The sequence below is a fragment of the Pantoea sp. Tr-811 genome (assembly GCF_011752535.1).
Lineage (GTDB): Bacteria > Pseudomonadota > Gammaproteobacteria > Pseudomonadales > Pseudomonadaceae > Aquipseudomonas.
On sequence record NZ_VWXJ01000012.1, the window covers coordinates 56382 to 72943 of the forward strand.

Below are 16562 nucleotides of genomic sequence, written 5' to 3' on the forward strand. Positions count from 1 at the left end.
TATACCGGCCAGGAGCCATCATGCCCATCACCTACGGAAGCGTCTGCAGCGGCATTGAAGCTGCGACCGTAGCCTGGCACCCGCTGGGCTGGCGTGCCGAGTGGTACGCCGAAATCGAGCCGTTCCCTAGCGCGGTGCTGGCTCACCACTACCCCGGAACGCCGAATCACGGCGACATGACCCGCCTGGCGTCCTCGGTGCTGTCCGGCAAAATCCCGGCGCCCGAGGTGCTGGTAGGCGGCACGCCCTGCCAGGCCTTTAGCGTCGCAGGCATGCGCGAGGGCCTGTCCGATCCCCGCGGCGCCCTCACCATCAAATACGTGGAGCTCCTTGATGCAATTGACCATGTTCGAACAAAGCGCGGCGAGCCCGAGGCTACCTGTCTCTGGGAAAACGTCCCAGGCGTCCTCTCCGACAAGGGCAATGCGTTCGGCTGCTTCCTCGGCGCCCTGGTGGGCGAATCCGAAGAACTCCAACCGCCAGGGGGCAAATGGAAGGACGCTGGTTGTGTGTATGGACCCACGCGAACAGCCGCATGGCGGGTTCTGGATGCCCAATATTTCGGCCTGGCCCAACGACGCCGCCGTGTGTTCGTTGTCGCAAGTGCTAGAGCAGGGTTCGATCCCCTCGAAATACTTTTTGAGCGCGAAGGCGTGCGCCGGGATACTCCGCCGCGCCGAGGCGAGGGGCAAGACCTTGCCTGCACCCTTGATGCACGCACTGAAGGCGGTGGCTTCCCGGGAACAGACGGAGCCACTGGCGGGCATGTAGTCGCGCCGCCCGACTGGCCAAAGGTGTTCGGCGGTAACAACACAAGCGGCCCGATTGATGTGGCTCCAGCGCGCAACGCATGCGCCAGCGCCAGCGGAAGAATGGATTTCGAGAGCGAGGCATTCATCGTCTCGGGCACGCTTCAGGCGAATGGCAAAGCGGCTGGTAGCTACACCCAGCAGGATGCCGAGAGCGGCATGCTTGTCGTCCATGGCACACAAGATCCCTGCACGCTTGATGACCAGGCATTCGCGCTGGGTCGTAACAGCGGCCAGGAGAACGCTCTGCTTGCCTTCAGCTGCAACGATCATGGTGCTGATGCTGGTGAACTGGCCCCAACACTCCGAGCCATGGGTCACGGCTCCAGCCATCCAAACGCCGGCGGCCAGGCCGCCGTGTGCATCACTGGCGAGATCACTCACACGCTGAAGGCTGAGGGCTTCGATGCCAGCGAAGACGGCACAGGCCGTGGCCAGCCAATGGTCCAGGAGGGGGCTGGTGTTCGCCGACTCACCCCGCGCGAGTGCGAATGGCTCCAGGGCTTCTCCGGCGACCATACCCGCATCCCCTATCGCGGCAAGCCCGCCGGTGAATGTCCTGACGGGCCGCGCTACAAGGCGATCGGCAACAGTAAGGCCGTGTTCGTCGTTCGCTGGATCGGAAAGAGGATTCAGCAGCAGCTAGAGCGATCATCTCAGGACTGATTGCGGAGTCGTGACCTATTAATGATCCTGGTCGCCCTTTCAATCTCATCGATAGCGCCGGGCACTGCATCCGAACAGACCCATCGCCATGAGGCGCTACCCATCAGGCCACCGATTGCAATTCGCCGCAAGTCATCAATTTCTAAACCTGACTGCTCTGCTGCTGCAAGCACCGCTACAAGCGCTTGCTCCAAGTGCGAAATCTGGTCTGTGGACATGACAGTTCTCCCAGTCGAACCAAGCCAGTCTAGCCCTGGAAGACGAAGCAAGCAGCGAATTTTCAAGTTCATTGAGGTATCCCCATGCCCACAGAAAACCGATCCAGCAACACCGAGAAGGCGTTGACCTTCACCGAAAGCTCTCTGGCCGCTGCGCTGGAGAAGGTGCAGAGCCTGCATGACCTGGGCTGCGGGCTGATTGCTGAAGCTGTTTTTCAGCAGACAGGCGAGCAGCACCAGGGCGAGCCGGTGGCTCTGCCTGAGCGAGAGCATTACACCAGATACTTGCCGGGCGTCATCCCGAGCAATGCAGCCGAAGTTAATGCTCGCAAGGATGGCTGGAACGCCTGCCTCGACAAAATTGCCAAGCTTGGACCGCTCTACACCCACGCCGATCCTGGCGAGGTTGAGCGGCTGCGCCGTGACCTGCACGCAGCAAGGGTGGCCCTTGAGGCAAGGGCGAGCACATTCGACACCCTGCGCGCCCAGCTGGCCGAGCGTGATGCGCTACTGCGCGAATGCTACACAGAGCTCCTAGCCATTAAGTCCGAGATTGGCTTCCGCGGCGCAACCCTGCAGCTGATCGGGCGAATTGATCATCAGCTATCCGCCGCCGGCGCAGAGCCGGAGACGAAGTCATGACGACGCACTTCGCACCATTCACCGACCTGGATGACCTTGAGCAAGCACCCTGCGGAACGTGGCTAGGGGATTCCTCCGACCTGTCAGGTGACTGGGGCATGGTCGATTGTCGGCTGTGCCAGAAGCGCAAGAGCAACATCGCCAAGACCGCATCGGCTGAGGAACGCGCCATCGTCGAGCAGATGGGCACCATGGCGGCCTTCATGCGCGCGGAAGACTCCGCGCCGAAAGAGAACATCTGTACTCCATAGCTGTAACCCTTCTCCCCTCTATTCACTGCCGCGATATGGCGGCCAAGGAATCGTCATGCCCGAGAAAAGTGGAATCACCCTCAACCGCGCGGCGCTGGCCGTCGTGCTCGAGCGCCAGCGGCAGGTCAGCGACGAAGGCTACTCGCTAAATCGCGATGACGACTACGCCAGCGGCGAACTGGCCAGGGCAGCAAGCGTCTACGCTCGTCTCTCCGGCCAGCCTGGAACCATGAGTACCGATTGGCCATGGGCGCCAGAAACGTTCAAGCCAAGCGCAGATCGCCGGCGCGACCTGGTGAAAGCTGGTGCACTGATCCTTGCGGAGATCGAACGCCTTGACCGCCAGAGCCTGATCAAGCCCGCAGTTGTGCGCCGTGACGAATACGGGATGTTTCAGCACCCTGACCTGCCCGATTTCGACGAGGGCGACGTCGAGAAAAGCAAGGCTTGGGTATCCCAGCAGGGACTTGAGGTGGTCCGAGTCGAACTCGAAACCGACGCACCAGAGGACATCGCAGAACGCTACTTCGAGTCTGGCGCCCCCGATTGCAGCTACTGGGAACCCAGCAAGCCAGATGGTGAAGGCTGGTTCTGCCTGGCCATCTACGACACTGACGACGGGCCCTCATGCTGGTGGGGTCGTCGAGTGGTGACGCCATGACCCGCCTCGCCCTCTGCCTCCTGCTGCTGGCCACCGGCGCCAGCGCAACCGAAAACGTCATAGACGTGCAGCATGACAGCAAGCGGGGCGTCACCTGCTATTTGCTCAACGGGGTCGGCATCAGCTGCATCCCCGACAGCCAGCTGCAGGCCGGCAACCAGCGCCAGCTCTCCCCGCACGAAACACAACCAGAACCTACACCCGCACTGGCGCCTGGGCGCTGGATTGATGAGAGGTATCAGATGTGAGCAAGGCCGCCAAGAAAGACATCCTCGACGAGATGACCAAAGACGAGCTGATCGACTGGATCAGGTCGCAGCCCTTCCTCAAGGGGCCAAGGAAAAGCGATGTTCTGTACCTGCGCTGGCATCGGCAGTCGGCAGACGTCCTGGCAGAAATGGAAAAGGAGAACCGAGCGCTCGACCATCTCGATTTCAAAGAGCACGACCGGCTGGCCGAGCAGTTCAACGCCTCAACCTGTCCGCGCGAACGTCTTCGACTGCTGGAGAAAATCGAACCCTACAAGAAGGCCTTGCTAGAGAGCGTAAAGCGTACTGAAGCGATCAATCGCAAGCAGAAGCGAGTGGACGCTCTTTATGGCCAGATCGAGAAAGAACGAAGAAAGGAGGCGTGAGCATGAGCCAGTGGATCAAGTGCAACGACGAGCTGCCCAAACTCGACACCCCCGTCTGGCTGCGCATGGATGGGGACGTGATGATCGTCGGAGAGCGCGCTTCGAGCACCGATGGCTGGATGTGGTCGGCCTGCTACGGCCACTACTTCAACAAGGGCAAGTGGGAGGTCGTGGATAGCGACGCCAGCGATGAGCACGAGCCTACCCACTGGCAGCACCTGCCCTCTCCACCAGGTGCCCAGCCATGACCGACCTGATCGAAGTGAAGACGGCCAAGTTGATCGGCGCGCCGCTGGACTGGGCGGCCGCCATGGCTGAGGGCTTCAAGGTCGACCCGGAGCACCGGACGACTATTTGGATCTCAGAGTCATATCCGGCAAGTATCAGCATTCGCGGCGCTGCCGAGGACTTTGGCTATCGCCCATCTTCCAATTGGGAGCAAGGCGGCCAGCTGATCGACAAACACCACGGGAGCGCGCAGCACTCACCGGGCCTTGCCAAAGACGTTTGCTACAGCGGCGGGCCGGCGGGCGCTGGCATCTTCTGCTACGGCCCCACTGCGCTGGTCGCGTTCTGCCGGGGATTCGTCCACTACAAGCTCGGCGATACCGTCCAGGTGCCGAAGGAACTGATGCCATGATCGAGCAATTCACTTTGAACGAGCTGGAGGCGGCCCTTAAAGGGCGTGCCATGCCCGGCGACCTTCGCGCGGGCGAGTCCATCGCCCAGTACCTGCACCGCGAGATCCAGCGCTTGGCGACCGAGCGCAACAACCTTCGCGAAGACCGCGACGGCCTTCTTGAATCTGGAGCGCACCTTCTATGATCCTGCCCCTGATGTACATGGCCTATCTGGTATGGAAGGCGCCGCGATGAGTGCTGCGGCCAAAGTGCTCGATCCCTGCAGCGCCAGCCGCATGATGTGGTTCGACAAGGAAGACCAGCGCGCCCTGTTCGGCGACATCCGCGACGAAGAGCACCTGCTGTGCGATGGCCGGGTGCTGAAGGTAGAGCCTGATGTGCTCATGGACTTCCGGCACTTGCCTTTCGAGGGCTCAACGTTCCGCCTGGTCGTCTTCGATCCCCCGCACCTTACCCGCGCCGGCGTGGACAGCTGGATGAGGGCCAAGTACGGGGTGCTCACCAGCGACTGGCGGGAGGACATCCGCCAAGGTTTTGCCGAATGCTTCCGCGTGCTGGAGCCCGAGGGAATCCTGATCTTCAAGTGGAACGAAACCCAGGTGCTGGTCAGCGAGCTGCTGGCCCTCACTGAAGAAAAGCCTTTATTTGGCCACAAGTCCGGCAAGCGCGAGAAGACGCACTGGATCACCTTCATGAAGCGCCCAGCAGCCTAACCCCTCACCCTAAAACTCAAGCCCGCCGACAGTACTCGGCGATCAATAACACAACGCCGGGCACCAGCAAGCCAACTGCGGTGTAGCCGAAAGCAGTCTGCCCAGATGCGCCTACAGCGGCAAATGCAGCACCAACAGCTATCAGCGGCGCCGCGGCTAAGTAAAACGGTTTGGCTGTCTTGCCCATATCGAATCTCCTTTTGACCACTTTTTTAACACATATGCCCGCCGATATGCGCGGGCATGGAGAACCTCATGCTCAATTTCTTGACCCGCCTGTTTAAGCGCAAGAAGAAGCCTGCACAACGCGCCGCGCTCGGTTCGACCGGTTACGCCCGAGGCCATAGCCCGGCAGCTGGTCGGCAGGATCCTGTCCTCGACCCGCTCAATCCAATGAGCATTGCCAGCCCCTCGCATCCCATCCACCAGGTGGACAGCTACGAGCCGACGCGATCGAGCAGTGCCTGCACCGGCCGGGACTACAGCAGCTACGACAACGGGAGCAGCTATTCGTCTAGCGACAGCAGCAGCTCCAGCGATAGCGGATCCAGTTCGAGCAGCTGCGACTGACCACCAACCTGCCGCCACCGGCGGAGTGGAGAAAACCATGGCGAATGCCACTGCAGCAAAACCCTCAAGCATTCAGCCGCGGTTCATCCGTTTCGGCGATGCCCCAGGATATCTCGGCATGTGCCGGGATGAATTCAACAAGACGGTCAGGCCCTGCGTTAAGGAATTCCCCATTGGCAAGCAGGGCGTGGCCTTTGATCGCCAGGAGCTGGACGAGTGGGCAGACGTCTACATCGAGGCCAAGGCGATTGAAAAAGCCACCGGACAGGACAACAATCGGCCCCGCAGCGAGCGCCGAGGAGATGATACATGGCGCGAAAAACGATCACCGGCCTCTACGAGAAGGGCGGTGTCTGGCAAATCGATAAAGTCTACAGAGGGGAGCGAATTCGAGAGAGTACTGGCACTAGTGACCGGGAAGAAGCAGAGCAGTACCTGATCCACAAACTGGAGAAGCTGCGACAGCAGAAGGTGTACGGCGTGCGGCAGATCAGGACCTGGGAGGAAGCCGCAATGCGCTACCTCCTTGAAGTCAAGGATCAGCCATCCATCCACCTGACTGCCTTGTGCATGAAACAACTCCACCCGTACCTGGGCCACCTGCCGTTGACACACATTGATGACCAGGCCTTGGAGCCTTTCATACGGGATCGGCAGACAGAAAAGGTTCTCTCAGACGGAAAAATCGAGAAGGCGGTGAGCAACCGGACGATCAACATCGCGATCGAGCGCGCGGTGCGAGTTCTTACCCTTTGCGCCAGGAAGTGGCGGGATGATGACCGCCGGCCTTGGCTGGACAGCGTACCGATGCTGAAAAAGCTTGAGGAGAAGAAGTCGAGCCGCAAGCCCTACCCGATGTCGTGGGAGGAGCAGTCGATTCTGTTCAACGAACTGCCTGGCCACCTGCAGACGATGGCCCTGTTCAAAGTGAACACGGGATGCCGCGAGCAGGAGGTGTGCAAGCTGAGGTGGGATTGGGAGATTTCGGTGCCGGAACTGGGGACCAGTGTGTTCCTGATCCCCGCTGACTTTGGCGGGAGACACGCCCGGTCGGGCGTAAAGAACGGCGACGAGCGCCTGGTGGTGTTGAACAGCGTGGCCAAGTCGATCATCGAGCGGCAACGCGGCATCAGCAAGGAATGGGTCTTCCCATACAACGGGACCGCGATGCACCGGATGAACGACTCAGCCTGGAAGAAGGCGCGGGTGAGAGCGGCGAAACTCTGGCAGGAGGAAAACCTTCGCCCCGCTCACCCTGGATATGCCTCGATCAGAATTCACGACTTGAAGCACACCTTCGGGCGACGATTGCGCGCCGCAGGCGTTACTGAAGAGGATCGGAAGTCACTGCTCGGGCACAAGAACGGCAGCGTCACCAGCCACTACTCCGGCGCTGAGCTGGGCAAGCTGATTGAAGCTGCGAACATGGTATCAACAACGGACTCGCGCGGGCCGGTGTTGACGATATTGAAGAGGAAAATCGGATGAAGTCCCGAAAAACTCCCCACACCCAAAAACAACAAAGCCACCCGAAGGTGGCTAAGTCGCTGAAATATATGGTCGGGACGGAGTGATTCGAACACTCGACCCCTTGCACCCCATGCAAGTGCGCTACCGGGCTGCGCTACGCCCCGACTGGGCTTTGAAGCATGTTCTCAATCCTGCCGAGAACGTTGAAGAATGTACCCTAACCTTTTGATAAATGAAAGCTTTTTCTCAAAAATTTTCATTCACCAAAAACCAGCTCACTTCTTCAACACCACCAGCACATCTTCCAGTTCGACAATCATCTGCCGAATCAGCTGTTTGTACTGGCTTGACTCATCCTTCACCTCATCACTGGAGAGCCGCAACCGCGCCCCGCCAATGGTGAAGCCCTGGTCATACAGCAGGGCCCGGATCTGGCGGATCATCAGCACGTCCTGGCGCTGGTAATACCGCCGGTTGCCCCGCCGCTTCACAGGGTTCAGCTGCGGAAACTCCTGCTCCCAATACCGCAGCACGTGTGGCTTTACGGCACACAGCTCGCTGACTTCACCGATGGTGAAGTAGCGTTTGCCCGGTATGGGGGGCAGTTCGTCGTTATGGCTTGGTTCCAGCATAGGCCTCAACCCGGGCTTTCAGTTTCTGCCCTGGACGAAAGGTGACGACACGCCGTGCAGTGATCGGGATTTCTTCCCCTGTCTTGGGGTTGCGGCCCGGCCGCTGGCGTTTGTCGCGAAGGTCGAAGTTGCCGAAACCGGACAACTTCACCTGCTCGTTCTCTTCAAGTGCGTGCCGAATTTCTTCGAAAAACAGCTCGACCAGTTCTTTGGCCTCACGCTTGTTAAGCCCCAGCTCCTCGTACAGCCTTTCGGCCATCTCAGCTTTCGTCAGAGCACCCATGCCGTTATTTCCTTAACGTGGTGTTCAACCTTTGTTCGAGCGAGGTGAGGATGTTTTGCAGGGTAGTGTTCACCTCATCGTCGTTAAGAGTGCGCGATGGATGCTGCCAGGTCAAGCCAACGGCCAGGCTTTTTCTATCAGGATCAATGCCTTTACCCTGGTAGACATCAAACAGCCTGAGGTCTGTGAGCCATTCGCCTGCATTGTCACGAATTACTTCAAGCACATCCTGAGACGCTACATCACGTCCGGCGATCAACGCCAGGTCGCGGCGGGTTTCCGGGAACTTGGAGAGTTCGCTGAATTTCGGCAGGCGGCCTTCCACCACATCACCCAATACCAGCTCGAACACGAACACCGGGCGGTCCAGGTCCAGCGCTTTGGCAAGCTCCGGGTGCAGGGCGCCGAGGTAGCCGACGTCCTTGCCCTCGCGCTGGATCACAGCGGTTTGGCCAGGATGCAGGGCTGGGTGCTTGCCGGCGGCGAAGGTGAAGTCGCTCAGGGCGCCGCTGTAGCCCAGCAGGGCTTCCACGTCTGCCTTGACGTCGAAGAAGTCGAGGGCGTCGCGGCCGTTGGCCCAACCTTCTGGCAGGCGGCTACCGGTGACAACGCCGGCGATCATCGGTTGCTGCTTCAGGTCACCGAGCTGGCCGACGAAGCGCAGGCCGCTTTCGAACAGGCGCACGCGGTCTTGCTGGCGGTTCAGGTTGTGCTGCAGCGCCTTGACCAGGCCCGGCCACAGGGACGCGCGCATGGCGGCCATGTCGTTGGAGATCGGGTTGGCCAGCAGCAGTGGCTCGACGCCTGGGCTGAACAGCTCGAACAGTTTCGGGTCGATGAAGCTGTAGGTGATGGCTTCCTGGTAGCCACGGGCAACCAGCAGGCGGCGCAGGTTGGGCAGCTCGCCGCGGGTTTCCGGGCGGGCTTGCGGCGCCAGGCGAGCTTGCGGGTAGCGTACCGGCAGGTTGTTGTAACCGTACAGGCGGGCCAGCTCTTCGATCAGGTCGACTTCAAGGCTGATGTCGAAGCGGTGGCTTGGGACGGTTACCGTCCACTGGGCTACACCTTCGGCGTCGCCGGTGCGGGTGGTGGTCAGTTCCAGGGCGTTGAGCAGTTGCTCGACCTGGGCTGGGTCCATTTCCATGCCGAGCATCTGGGTGATGCGTTCGGCGCGCAGGGTCACCGGGGCGATGTTCGGCAGGTGCTGCTCGCTGACGGCTTCGACCACAGGGCCGGCTTCGCCGCCAACGATGTCGAGCAGCAGCTGGGTGGCGCGCTCGATGGCTTCGCGGGCCAGTTGCGAGTCGACGCCGCGCTCGTAGCGGTGCGAGGCATCGGTGTGCAGGCCGTAGGAACGGGCTTTACCGGCGACGGAAATCGGCTCGAAGAAGGCGCTTTCCAGGAACAGGTCGCGGGTCTTCTCGGTGTTCACGCCGCTGTGCTCGCCACCCATGACGCCGGCGATGGCCAGGGCGCGGGTGTGGTCGGCGATCACCAGGGTGTCGGCACGCAGGGCCACTTCCTGGCCGTCGAGCAGAACGAGCTTCTCGCCCTCCTCGGCCATGCGCACGCGAATGCCGCCGTTGATCTCGGCAAGGTCGAAGGCGTGCATCGGCTGGCCGAGTTCGAGCATCACGTAGTTGGTGATGTCGACGGCGGCGTCGATGCTGCGCACGTCGCTGCGGCGCAGGCGCTCAACCATCCACAGCGGGGTCGGCTTGCTCAGGTCGACGTTGCGGATCACGCGGCCAAGGTAGCGTGGGCAGGCAGCCGGGGCGCTGACTTCGACCGGGCGCACTTCGTCATGGGCGGCGGCAACGGCGGGCACCACGGGGCGGGTGACCGGGGTGTCGTACAAGGCGCTGACGTCGCGGGCCAGGCCTGCGATAGACAGGCAGTCGCCGCGGTTTGGGGTCAGGCCGATTTCGATGCTGGCATCGTCCAGGCTCAGGTACTGGCGAATGTCTTCACCTACCGGGGCGTCGGCGGCCAGTTCCAGCAGGCCGTCGTTCTCTTCGCTGATCTGCAGCTCGGCGGCCGAGCACAGCATGCCGAACGACTCGACGCCGCGCAGCTTGGCCTTCTTGATCTTGAAGTCGCCTGGCAGTTCGGCGCCGATCATGGCGAATGGAATCTTGATGCCTGGGCGCGCGTTCGGCGCGCCGCACACGACCTGGAAGGTTTCCTGGCCGTTGCTCACCTGGCACACGCGCAGCTTGTCGGCGTCCGGGTGTTGTTCGGTGGCGAGGATTTCGCCCACGACGATGCCGCTGAACTGGCCGGCAGCAGGGGTAACGCTGTCGACTTCGAGGCCGGCCATGGACAGGCGAGCGACCAGTTCGTCACGGGAGACTTGCGGGTTTACCCAACCGCGCAGCCACTGTTCACTGAATTTCATGCTGTTCTCCTAGAAAGTGCGTCGATTGGGCCTAGCGGAATTGCGCCAGGAACCGCAGGTCGTTATCGAAGAACAGACGCAAATCGTTGACGCCATAGCGCAGCATGGCCAGGCGCTCGGCACCCATGCCGAAGGCGAAGCCCTGGAACTCTTCAGGGTCGATGCCGGACATGCGCAGCACGTTCGGGTGAACCATGCCGCAGCCCATCACTTCCAGCCAGCCGGTTTGCTTGCACACGCGGCAACCCTTGCCGGAACACATCACGCACTGGATGTCGACTTCGGCGGACGGCTCGGTGAACGGGAAGAACGACGGCCGGAAGCGCACGGCCAGTTCTTTCTCGAAGAACACCCGCAGGAATTCCTCGATGGTGCCCTTGAGGTCGGCGAAGTTGATATCACGGTCGATCAGCAGGCCTTCGACCTGGTGGAACATCGGCGAGTGGGTGATATCCGAGTCGCAGCGGTAGACGCGGCCAGGGCAGACAATGCGAATCGGCGGCTGGGTGGACTCCATGGTCCGCACCTGCACCGGCGAGGTGTGGGTGCGCAGCAGCATGTTGGCATTGAAGTAGAAGGTGTCGTGCATCGCCCGGGCCGGGTGGTGGCCGGGGATGTTGAGCGCTTCGAAGTTGTGGTAGTCGTCTTCGACCTCAGGGCCTTCGGCGATGCCGTAGCCGATGTGGGTGAAGAACTGCTCGATGCGCTCGAGGGTACGGGTGATCGGGTGCAGCCCGCCGGTGGTCTGGCCACGGCCTGGCAGGGTCACGTCGATGCATTCGGCGGCCAGGCGAGCGCTGAGCTCGGCTTCTTCGAAGGCAGCCTTGCGTGCGTTAAGCACCACAGTGACGCGCTCTTTGGCGTCGTTGATCAGTGCGCCGACTTTCGGGCGCTCTTCGGCTGGCAGGTTGCCCAGGGTCTTCATCACCTGGGTCAGTTCGCCCTTCTTGCCGAGGTACTGAACCCGGATCTGTTCCAGGGTATTGATGTCTTCAGCGCGCTCGACGGCCTCCAGGGCTTGTGAGACCAGCGCATCCAGGTTTTCCATGTACAGACTCCAGATACGAAAATAGGGGAAGAGCTTTGAAGGCTCTTCCCCTATCGATGACGTTCAATGCCCGACAGCGCAAGCGCCGCCGGGTGATTGTCGCGGGTACTTAAGCCAGAACGGCTTTAGCTTTCTCGACAATCGCAGCAAACGCCGCTTTTTCGTTCACTGCCAGATCGGCCAGAACCTTACGGTCGATTTCGATCGAAGCCTTTTTCAGGCCAGCAATCAGACGGCTGTAGGACAGACCGTTGGTGCGGGCACCGGCGTTGATACGAGCGATCCACAGTGCGCGGAACTGACGCTTCTTCTGGCGACGGTCGCGGTAGGCGTATTGGCCTGCCTTGATGACCGCTTGCTTGGCTACGCGGAATACGCGCGAGCGTGCACCGTAGTAACCTTTAGCCAGTTTCAGAATTTTTTTGTGACGCTTACGAGCGATAACGCCGCGCTTTACACGAGCCATGAGTAACTTCCTCTATCTTAACCAGAATTAACGTACGCGCAGCATGCGCTCGACTTTTGCCACGTCAGACGGGTGCAGCAGGCTGGCACCGCGCAGTTGACGCTTACGCTTGGTCGACATTTTGGTCAGGATGTGGCTCTTGAAAGCGTGCTTGTGCTTGAAGCCGGAAGCGGTCTTCAGGAAGCGCTTCGCAGCACCGCTCTTGGTTTTCATTTTTGGCATGTTGGAACTCCGCATTCGAATAAAATTACACAATAATCATCAGGCCTGCCGTGCCCGGGAGATTACTTCTTCTTTTTGGGGGCGATGACCATCATAAGCTGGCGTCCTTCCATCTTCGGATGCTGCTCAACGGTGCCGTATTCGGCGAGGTCGACTTCGACCCGCTTCAACAGCTCCATGCCCAGCTCCTGGTGGGCCATCTCACGGCCGCGGAATCTCAGAGAGATCTTGGCCTTGTCCCCATCGGTAAGGAAACGTACCAGGTTGCGTAGTTTTACCTGGTAATCCCCTTCTTCCGTCCCTGGACGAAACTTGATTTCTTTGATCTGGATCTGCTTTTGGTTCTTCTTGGCTTCGTTGGCCTGCTTCTTCTTCTCGAAGAGGTGCTTGCCGTAGTCCATCACCTTGCAGACGGGCGGTTGCGCGTCTGCAGAGATTTCCACCAGATCCAGCTTCGCTTCATCAGCGATACGAAGCGCTTCATCAATCGAGACGATGCCAATCTGCTCGCCGTCAGCGCCAATTAACCGAACCTCGCGTGCCGAGATATTCTCGTTGATCGGGGCTTTCGGTGCAGTTCGTTTATCGTTTCTCATTTCACGCTTAATAGTCATTACTCCGATTCTAGGCGACCGCGCTGGGCAACAGCGCTGTTGAGCAGCTGCGTGAATTCAGCCACCGGCATGGAGCCGAGGTCTTTACCTTCACGGGTGCGTACGGCGACGGTCTGCGTTTCGACTTCGCGATCCCCTATAACCAAAAGGTACGGGACCTTGAGCAAAGTATGCTCGCGGATTTTAAAGCCGATCTTCTCATTTCTCAAGTCCGACTTGGCACGGAAACCGCTACCGTTCAGAGCATTTTCCACCTCAAGGGCGAAATCAGCCTGTTTGTCGGTGATATTCATGATCACGGCCTGGGTTGGCGCCAGCCAAGCCGGGAACACACCGGCATAGTGTTCGATCAGCATGCCGATGAAGCGCTCGAACGAACCGAGGATGGCGCGGTGCAGCATGACCGGGCGAACTCGGCTGTTATCTTCGGCGATGTAGCTGGCATCCAGACGCTCTGGAAGGTTCGGGTCGTACTGCAGGGTGCCGCACTGCCAGTTACGGCCGAGGCAGTCGCGCAGGGTGAACTCGATTTTCGGGCCGTAGAACGCGCCCTCGCCCGGCTGGTATTCCCACTCCAGGCCCGACTCGTTCAAGGCATCGGCCAGTGCACCTTCGGCACGGTCCCACAGCTCTTCGGAGCCCACGCGCTTGGCTGGGCGGGTCGACAGCTTCATGGCGATGTCGGTGAAGCCGAAGTCCTTGTACACATCCAGGGTCAGCTTGATGAAGTCGGCGGCTTCTTTCTTCACCTGGTCTTCGGTGCAGAAGATGTGCGCGTCGTCCTGCACGAAGCCACGCACGCGCATGATGCCGTGCAAGGCGCCGGACGGCTCGTTACGGTGGCAGGCACCGAACTCGGCCAGGCGCAGCGGCAGGTCGCGGTAGCTCTTCAGGCCCTGGTTGAACACCTGCACGTGGCACGGGCAGTTCATCGGCTTGACCGCGTAGTCGCGGCTTTCCGACGAAGTGGTGAACATGTTCTCGGCATAGTTGGACCAGTGGCCGGAACGCTCCCAGAGAATACGGTCGACCACTTGCGGGGTCTTGATTTCCTGGTAGCCGTTGACGCGCTGGATCTGGCGCATGTACTGCTCAAGCACCTGGTAAACCGTCCAGCCGTTGGCGTGCCAGAACACCATGCCCGGGGCTTCTTCCTGCAGGTGGAACAGGTCGAGCTGCTTGCCGATCTTGCGGTGGTCGCGTTTTTCGGCTTCTTCGATGCGCTGGATGTACGCAGCCAGCTGCTTCTTGTCGGCCCAGGCGGTGCCGTAGACGCGCTGCAGCTGTTCGTTCTTGGCATCACCGCGCCAGTAGGCGCCAGACAGCTTGGTCAGCTTGAACGCCTTGAGGAAGCGGGTGTTCGGCACGTGCGGGCCACGGCACATGTCGACGTATTCTTCGTGATAGTACAGGCCCATGGCCTGCTCATCGGGCATGTCTTCGACCAGACGCAGCTTGTAGTCTTCGCCACGGCGGGTGAACACGTCGATGACTTCGGCACGCGGGGTGACCTTCTTGACCACGTCGTAGTCTTTGTCGATCAGCTCCATCATGCGCTTTTCGATGGCGGCCAGGTCTTCAGGGGTGAAGGGGCGCTCGTAGGCGATGTCGTAATAGAAGCCTTCGTCGATCACCGGGCCGATCACCATCTTGGCGGTCGGGTACAACTGCTTCACGGCGTGGCCAACCAGGTGGGCGCACGAGTGACGGATGATCTCCAGTCCCTCTTCATCTTTAGGGGTGATGATCTGCAGGGTGGCGTCGTTCGGGATCAGCTCGCAGGCATCGACCAGCTTGCCGTCGACCTTGCCGGCCACGGTGGCCTTGGCCAGGCCGGCGCCGATGGAAGCGGCAACTTCGGCTACGGATACGGCGTGATCAAACGTACGTTGACTGCCATCGGGAAGAGTAATAACGGGCATGGCGCCTCCTCTCCTAGTGGTGACCCCTACCAAAGGTCACGTGGGTTGGGATGAGCCAGTACAAGATCCGACCTGCCTTCCTTCTAGGGAAGCCTGCCTCACAGTGGCAGAAGCCTTTCGGCTTGCCAGGGACGAACCAGAGTGACTGGAAAGTAAAAAAGCCCGCGGCAACAGTGTGACCGCGAGCCGAGCATGCTAGCACGCGGGTTCGCGGCCCGCAGAAATATTTGGAAATTACGCAACCCCGGTGAACTAACGCGGAAAAATTCCTATCAGACTTTGGGAAGCAACCTACTCTTGATAGACCTTAACCCAAGGAGTAACTGGTTATGCGAGTTCCGTCCCTTCTGGCCCTGGCGGCCGCCGGCGCCCTGCTGCTGCCCCTGGCCGCAAACGCTGGCAACTTCCCTGCCGGGAGCGAGCAGTCCTACATGACCCAATGCGAAAAAGCCGCCGGCGCCCAAGGCGTCGATGCCGCCACCGCGAAAAAGCACTGCGACTGCGGTGCACAGGCCATCAAAAAGAATTTTACCGATAAGGAGATCGCAGACCTGGACAGCAAGGACGGCGTTGACGCCAAGCTGATGCAACGCGCCCAGAGCGTGGTGCAGGCTGCCTGCAAGCCCAAATGACCCCCTTTGCAGGGGCCGATTCGGCCAATATTTGCCCTGGATCAAGATCCTGCGAAGGTAAAAGGCGCTAGATGCGCAGAATTAGACTATGATGTTGTCCGTGCTCCGTAGCCTCGGCCGCATTGCACCACTGAAAAAACTAAATGTTCTGGAGATTCACCCATGTCCAATCGCCAACAAGGCACCGTCAAATGGTTCAATGATGAGAAAGGCTACGGCTTCATCACCCCAGCAGGCGGCGGCGACGACCTGTTCGTACACTTCAAGGCCATCGAATCCGACGGCTTCAAGAGCCTGAAAGAAGGCCAGTCTGTTTCCTTCGTGGCTGAAAAAGGCCAGAAAGGTATGCAGGCTGCACAGGTTCGTCCGGAGTAATTCGGATAGGCTGTAAAAAAACCCGCCCTTGTGGCGGGTTTTTTTATGCCCGCAATGCGAACCCTGGCCTACCCCTTGTAGGAGCGAGCGTAGCTCGCGATGGGGCGCGCAGCGGCCCCAGTTACTCAGCTTCGCAGCTCACCACGCCGGGGCTGCCCTGCAGCCCATCGCGAGCTGCGCTCGCTCCTACAGGGGGAAACCGTTATGGGTGCGGGCGCGGCTCAACCGCAGTTGACGCGGGTGACGACGCCTTGCTCATCCACATTCAGGTTCAGGCGCTCGGAGCGGTACTCCAGGGTCACCACGTCGTGCGGCTTGAGAATGCGCGCCATCTGCGACCCGCTGGCCTTGCGCGCTTGCTCCAGCAATTCGGCGCTGCCCTGCTTGCCGATGGCAAAATCAGCGCCACTGGCCTCGCACCGGCCATCATTGCCGGCCGGCGTTGCGGGCGCCTTGCCACCACCAGCATCACCCCCGGTGCTGCAGCCAGCCAGCACAGCAGCCACCGCTAGGGTCGCCAGGTAAGCACGGGTACGGAACATGTAACCTCCTAAATAAAACGGGGAACTGCCTCTTGGGACAGTGCTGTCATGAATTCGTTGCAAAACCGTACAAGTCTGCCTGAAGGTTTTCCCTCAGGGGAAACGGCAATCGTGACTGGATTTTACCGCACGCCCGACAAGCTGCTTGGTGCC

25 protein-coding genes and 1 tRNA gene are annotated in these 16562 nt (G+C 60.3%); 15 read left to right on the forward strand and 11 right to left on the reverse strand.

The window, feature by feature from the left end; genetic code table 11:
* Positions 1-20 precede the first annotated feature (20 nt).
* The 10 genes from F3J44_RS18490 (at position 21) to F3J44_RS18535 (ending at position 5235) form a co-directional block, all read left to right on the forward strand.
* A complete protein-coding gene (locus tag F3J44_RS18490; RefSeq protein ID WP_167274859.1) occupies positions 21-1475 on the forward strand; it encodes a DNA cytosine methyltransferase in 1455 nt (484 codons plus the stop codon).
* Between the two features lie 302 nt (positions 1476-1777).
* Positions 1778-2335 carry a hypothetical protein gene (locus F3J44_RS18495; protein WP_167274863.1) on the forward strand — a complete coding sequence of 186 codons (558 nt, stop codon included), beginning with the start codon at positions 1778-1780 and terminating at the stop codon, positions 2333-2335.
* Positions 2332-2586, forward strand: coding sequence for a hypothetical protein (locus F3J44_RS18500; protein WP_167274866.1), 255 nt, complete (start codon positions 2332-2334; stop codon positions 2584-2586). Before F3J44_RS18495 ends, F3J44_RS18500 begins: the two co-directional genes overlap by 4 nt.
* Before the next feature lie 55 nt (positions 2587-2641).
* Positions 2642-3247 carry a hypothetical protein gene (locus F3J44_RS18505; RefSeq protein WP_167274868.1) on the forward strand — a complete coding sequence of 202 codons (606 nt, stop codon included), beginning with the start codon at positions 2642-2644 and terminating at the stop codon, positions 3245-3247.
* Entirely contained in the window at positions 3244-3495 is a 252-nt protein-coding gene (locus F3J44_RS18510) for a hypothetical protein (RefSeq protein WP_167274871.1), read from the forward strand. The genes F3J44_RS18505 and F3J44_RS18510 overlap by 4 nt, the downstream gene beginning before the upstream one ends.
* Positions 3492-3881: a hypothetical protein gene (locus F3J44_RS18515; protein WP_167274873.1), complete on the forward strand. Its 390-nt coding sequence runs from the start codon at positions 3492-3494 to the stop codon at positions 3879-3881. The genes F3J44_RS18510 and F3J44_RS18515 overlap by 4 nt, the downstream gene beginning before the upstream one ends.
* A 2-nt stretch (positions 3882-3883) precedes the next feature.
* Entirely contained in the window at positions 3884-4129 is a 246-nt protein-coding gene (locus tag F3J44_RS18520) for a DUF551 domain-containing protein (protein ID WP_167274876.1), read from the forward strand.
* On the forward strand, positions 4126-4521 hold the full coding sequence (locus F3J44_RS18525) for a phage protein NinX family protein (RefSeq protein ID WP_167274879.1): 396 nt from the start codon (positions 4126-4128) through the stop codon (positions 4519-4521). Before F3J44_RS18520 ends, F3J44_RS18525 begins: the two co-directional genes overlap by 4 nt.
* Positions 4518-4706 (forward strand): hypothetical protein, encoded by a 189-nt coding sequence (locus tag F3J44_RS18530; RefSeq protein WP_167274881.1) that lies wholly within the window; start codon positions 4518-4520, stop codon positions 4704-4706. The genes F3J44_RS18525 and F3J44_RS18530 overlap by 4 nt, the downstream gene beginning before the upstream one ends.
* A 46-nt stretch (positions 4707-4752) precedes the next feature.
* The gene (locus F3J44_RS18535; RefSeq protein WP_167275087.1) at positions 4753-5235 is read left to right on the forward strand and encodes a class I SAM-dependent methyltransferase; all 483 of its coding nucleotides are present in this window, start codon (positions 4753-4755) and stop codon (positions 5233-5235) included.
* Between the two features lie 16 nt (positions 5236-5251).
* Here F3J44_RS18535 and F3J44_RS18540 read toward each other — a convergent pair whose 3' ends face one another.
* Entirely contained in the window at positions 5252-5422 is a 171-nt protein-coding gene (locus tag F3J44_RS18540) for a hypothetical protein (protein WP_167274884.1), read from the reverse strand.
* A 68-nt stretch (positions 5423-5490) separates the two neighbouring features.
* Between F3J44_RS18540 and F3J44_RS18545 the strand changes: the two genes are divergently transcribed.
* The 3 genes from F3J44_RS18545 (at position 5491) to F3J44_RS29885 (ending at position 7293) form a co-directional block, all read left to right on the forward strand.
* Positions 5491-5805 (forward strand): hypothetical protein, encoded by a 315-nt coding sequence (locus F3J44_RS18545; protein ID WP_167274886.1) that lies wholly within the window; start codon positions 5491-5493, stop codon positions 5803-5805.
* A 37-nt stretch (positions 5806-5842) separates the two neighbouring features.
* The gene (locus F3J44_RS29880; RefSeq protein WP_240158422.1) at positions 5843-6244 is read left to right on the forward strand and encodes a hypothetical protein; all 402 of its coding nucleotides are present in this window, start codon (positions 5843-5845) and stop codon (positions 6242-6244) included.
* A gap of 416 nt (positions 6245-6660) precedes the next feature.
* A complete protein-coding gene (locus tag F3J44_RS29885) occupies positions 6661-7293 on the forward strand; it encodes a tyrosine-type recombinase/integrase (RefSeq protein ID WP_255456988.1) in 633 nt (210 codons plus the stop codon).
* A 69-nt stretch (positions 7294-7362) separates the two neighbouring features.
* Here F3J44_RS29885 and F3J44_RS18555 read toward each other — a convergent pair.
* From F3J44_RS18555 to thrS, 9 genes are all read right to left on the reverse strand, one after another.
* A tRNA-Pro gene (locus F3J44_RS18555) sits at positions 7363-7439 on the reverse strand.
* A gap of 111 nt (positions 7440-7550) precedes the next feature.
* Complete coding sequence (locus F3J44_RS18560; protein ID WP_008100384.1) at positions 7551-7907, reverse strand: MerR family transcriptional regulator; 357 nt, start codon at positions 7905-7907, stop codon at positions 7551-7553.
* Positions 7888-8190 (reverse strand): integration host factor subunit alpha, encoded by a 303-nt coding sequence (ihfA, locus tag F3J44_RS18565; RefSeq protein WP_003250679.1) that lies wholly within the window; start codon positions 8188-8190, stop codon positions 7888-7890. The genes F3J44_RS18560 and ihfA overlap by 20 nt, the downstream gene beginning before the upstream one ends.
* 4 nt (positions 8191-8194) lie before the next feature.
* Positions 8195-10588 carry a phenylalanine--tRNA ligase subunit beta gene (pheT, locus tag F3J44_RS18570; RefSeq protein ID WP_167274893.1) on the reverse strand — a complete coding sequence of 798 codons (2394 nt, stop codon included), beginning with the start codon at positions 10586-10588 and terminating at the stop codon, positions 8195-8197.
* A gap of 31 nt (positions 10589-10619) precedes the next feature.
* Complete coding sequence (pheS, locus tag F3J44_RS18575; RefSeq protein WP_167055874.1) at positions 10620-11636, reverse strand: phenylalanine--tRNA ligase subunit alpha; 1017 nt, start codon at positions 11634-11636, stop codon at positions 10620-10622.
* Positions 11637-11745: 109 nt separating this feature from the next.
* Positions 11746-12102, reverse strand: coding sequence for a 50S ribosomal protein L20 (gene rplT, locus F3J44_RS18580; protein WP_003250671.1), 357 nt, complete (start codon positions 12100-12102; stop codon positions 11746-11748).
* A 27-nt stretch (positions 12103-12129) separates the two neighbouring features.
* Positions 12130-12324 carry a 50S ribosomal protein L35 gene (rpmI, locus tag F3J44_RS18585; protein WP_003250667.1) on the reverse strand — a complete coding sequence of 65 codons (195 nt, stop codon included), beginning with the start codon at positions 12322-12324 and terminating at the stop codon, positions 12130-12132.
* Positions 12325-12386: 62 nt separating this feature from the next.
* Positions 12387-12920: a translation initiation factor IF-3 gene (gene infC / locus F3J44_RS18590; RefSeq protein ID WP_060480252.1), complete on the reverse strand. Its 534-nt coding sequence runs from the start codon at positions 12918-12920 to the stop codon at positions 12387-12389.
* Positions 12921-12937: 17 nt separating this feature from the next.
* A complete protein-coding gene (gene thrS, locus F3J44_RS18595) occupies positions 12938-14860 on the reverse strand; it encodes a threonine--tRNA ligase (protein WP_167274896.1) in 1923 nt (640 codons plus the stop codon).
* A 329-nt stretch (positions 14861-15189) separates the two neighbouring features.
* On the opposite strand from thrS, the gene F3J44_RS18600 reads away from it, so the two are divergent.
* Together F3J44_RS18600 and F3J44_RS18605 are read left to right on the forward strand one after the other, a co-directional pair.
* Positions 15190-15492, forward strand: a complete 303-nt coding sequence (locus F3J44_RS18600; protein ID WP_167055880.1) for a hypothetical protein — start codon at positions 15190-15192, stop codon at positions 15490-15492.
* A gap of 162 nt (positions 15493-15654) precedes the next feature.
* Complete coding sequence (locus F3J44_RS18605; protein WP_167055884.1) at positions 15655-15867, forward strand: cold-shock protein; 213 nt, start codon at positions 15655-15657, stop codon at positions 15865-15867.
* A gap of 221 nt (positions 15868-16088) precedes the next feature.
* Here the strand turns inward: F3J44_RS18605 and F3J44_RS18610 are convergent, their stop codons facing one another.
* On the reverse strand, positions 16089-16409 hold the full coding sequence (locus F3J44_RS18610) for an I78 family peptidase inhibitor (protein ID WP_167055886.1): 321 nt from the start codon (positions 16407-16409) through the stop codon (positions 16089-16091).
* Between the last annotated feature and the right edge of the window lie 153 nt (positions 16410-16562).